We start from the raw sequence: 1,730 nt of genomic DNA on the forward strand, positions 1-1,730 counted from the left end.
CATTAACATACAGAAGCGTATTAAAAAGGAATCATTCTTATTTGCGATATTAATTACCCCGCCTTATTGTAGATATTTATCATTTACCTTTTGTGAATGGTTCTTATTCACTCATTAGAATTATCCGCATTCTTTGTTAGCTGCGCGGAAATAAAAGCAAAATCGCAATATTCACGCTGACCCCAGCCTCGGGTACAATGTGGCAAAATCGATCATCAGGAAGCAGTTATGAGCATCAATCTGGCTGAAATCAGCAAAGAAGAAATGGATCGTGTCAACGTCGATCTTGCGGCCTCCGCGGTGGCCTTTAAAGAACGCTACAACATGCCGGTTGTCGCTGAGATGGCGGAACGCGAGCAGCCTGCGCATCTGCGCACCTATTTTCGGGAACGGGTGATGTTTTATCGCGGGGAATCACATAAGTTCTCCCGCTTACCTTATGAGCCAAAGCAAAAGTAAACGGGAGTCGCAGGGGAAGGTTAGCGCCGCGCGGCGAAACGCTGGTTGGTACGGATCAGTTGATCGAGAATGCCGGGCTCGTCGAACGAATGCCCTGCCCCCTCAATGATGTGCAACTCCGCTTCCGGCCATACCTGCGCCAGATCCCACGCATTTTGCACCTGGCATGCCATATCATATCGACCATGCACAATGACGGCCGGAATGTGGCGAATACGTTCGACATTTTTCAACAACTGGTCATCACTTTCCAGAAAACCCAGATGCGTAAAATAGTGGTTTTCAATACGGGCAAACGCCAGCGCGAAATTGTCCTCACCAAAGGATGCCGCACCTTCCGCAGGCAGCAGCGTCACGGTTTCCCCTTCCCACAGGCTCCAGATTTTAGCGGCCTCAAGCTGAACAGCGCGATCGCCGGATGTCAGACGGGCCCGGTAAGAAGCAATCACGTTTTTACGTTCTTCTTGCGAAAGAATCGACAAAATACGTTGCCACTTTTCCGGGAAGAAACGGGAAGCCCCGTCCTGATAATACCAGGACAGCTCCTGCTTACGTAACGTGAAGATCCCACGCAATACCATCTCGCTGACATGTTCAGGATGCGTCTGAGCATACGCCAGCGCCAGCGTTGAACCCCATGAACCCCCAAACACCAGCCATTGGTCAACGCCGGCCATTTTACGCAAACGCTCAATATCTTCGACCAGATGCCAGGTTGTATTGTTTTCCAGACTGGCGTGCGGTTTTGAGCGTCCGCATCCACGCTGGTCAAACAGCATGACGTCGTAATCATTGGGATCAAACAATTGACGGTGTACCGATGAACAGCCGCCACCGGGCCCGCCGTGGAGAAATACTGCTGGCTTGCCTTTCGGGTTTCCGCTGCGCTCCCAGTAAATTTGGTGACCATCCCCCGTATCAAGCATGCCACTGGCATAAGCTTCCCTGGGCGGATACAACCCTTTTAATTTTGGCATGACATTTCCTGTTCTATTTGGCCAGTGTATTGATTGATGTGCATTCATCTTCATAACAGCGCATCGGCTAGCCCACGACAAGATGTTATGAGCAAAAATCGTTATTTTGCATGCCGTTCGCATACTTATCGTGCAGTTTCACTTACCGCCCCGGCCGTAACATCGATAAAGCAGCCAGGCAGGAGCGAAGAAAATTCACAAAGACGCTTGCAACCGGAGCGGTTTAAGCAGTAAATAGCAGAGCAACCCAATCCACCAGCTTTAAGAGAGGCGAATATGAGTAAAGGAATGGAT

Annotated in this window: 2 protein-coding genes; one reads left to right on the forward strand and one right to left on the reverse strand. The window is 49.9% G+C overall.

The genetic code is table 11. The annotated features are described in order from the left end of the window. Nucleotides 1-228: 228 nt before the first annotated feature. Entirely contained in the window at nt 229-459 is a 231-nt protein-coding gene (locus J1785_RS01245) for a DNA polymerase III subunit theta (RefSeq protein ID WP_217218627.1), read from the forward strand. Between the two features lie 20 nt (nt 460-479). Here J1785_RS01245 and pip read toward each other — a convergent pair whose 3' ends face one another. After that, complete coding sequence (gene pip / locus J1785_RS01250) at nt 480-1,436, reverse strand: prolyl aminopeptidase (protein ID WP_129951774.1); 957 nt, start codon at nt 1,434-1,436, stop codon at nt 480-482. Between the last annotated feature and the right edge of the window lie 294 nt (nt 1,437-1,730).

The organism is Rahnella perminowiae (assembly GCF_019049755.1).
GTDB lineage: Bacteria > Pseudomonadota > Gammaproteobacteria > Enterobacterales > Enterobacteriaceae > Rahnella > Rahnella perminowiae.

Excerpts from the sequence above, each read along its gene's own strand:
- J1785_RS01245 (WP_217218627.1), top strand. The coding sequence starts at position 229 with ATGAGCATCAATCTGGCTGAAATCAGCAAAGAAGAAATGGATCGTGTC.
- pip (WP_129951774.1), bottom strand. The coding sequence starts at position 1,436 with ATGCCAAAATTAAAAGGGTTGTATCCGCCCAGGGAAGCTTATGCCAGT.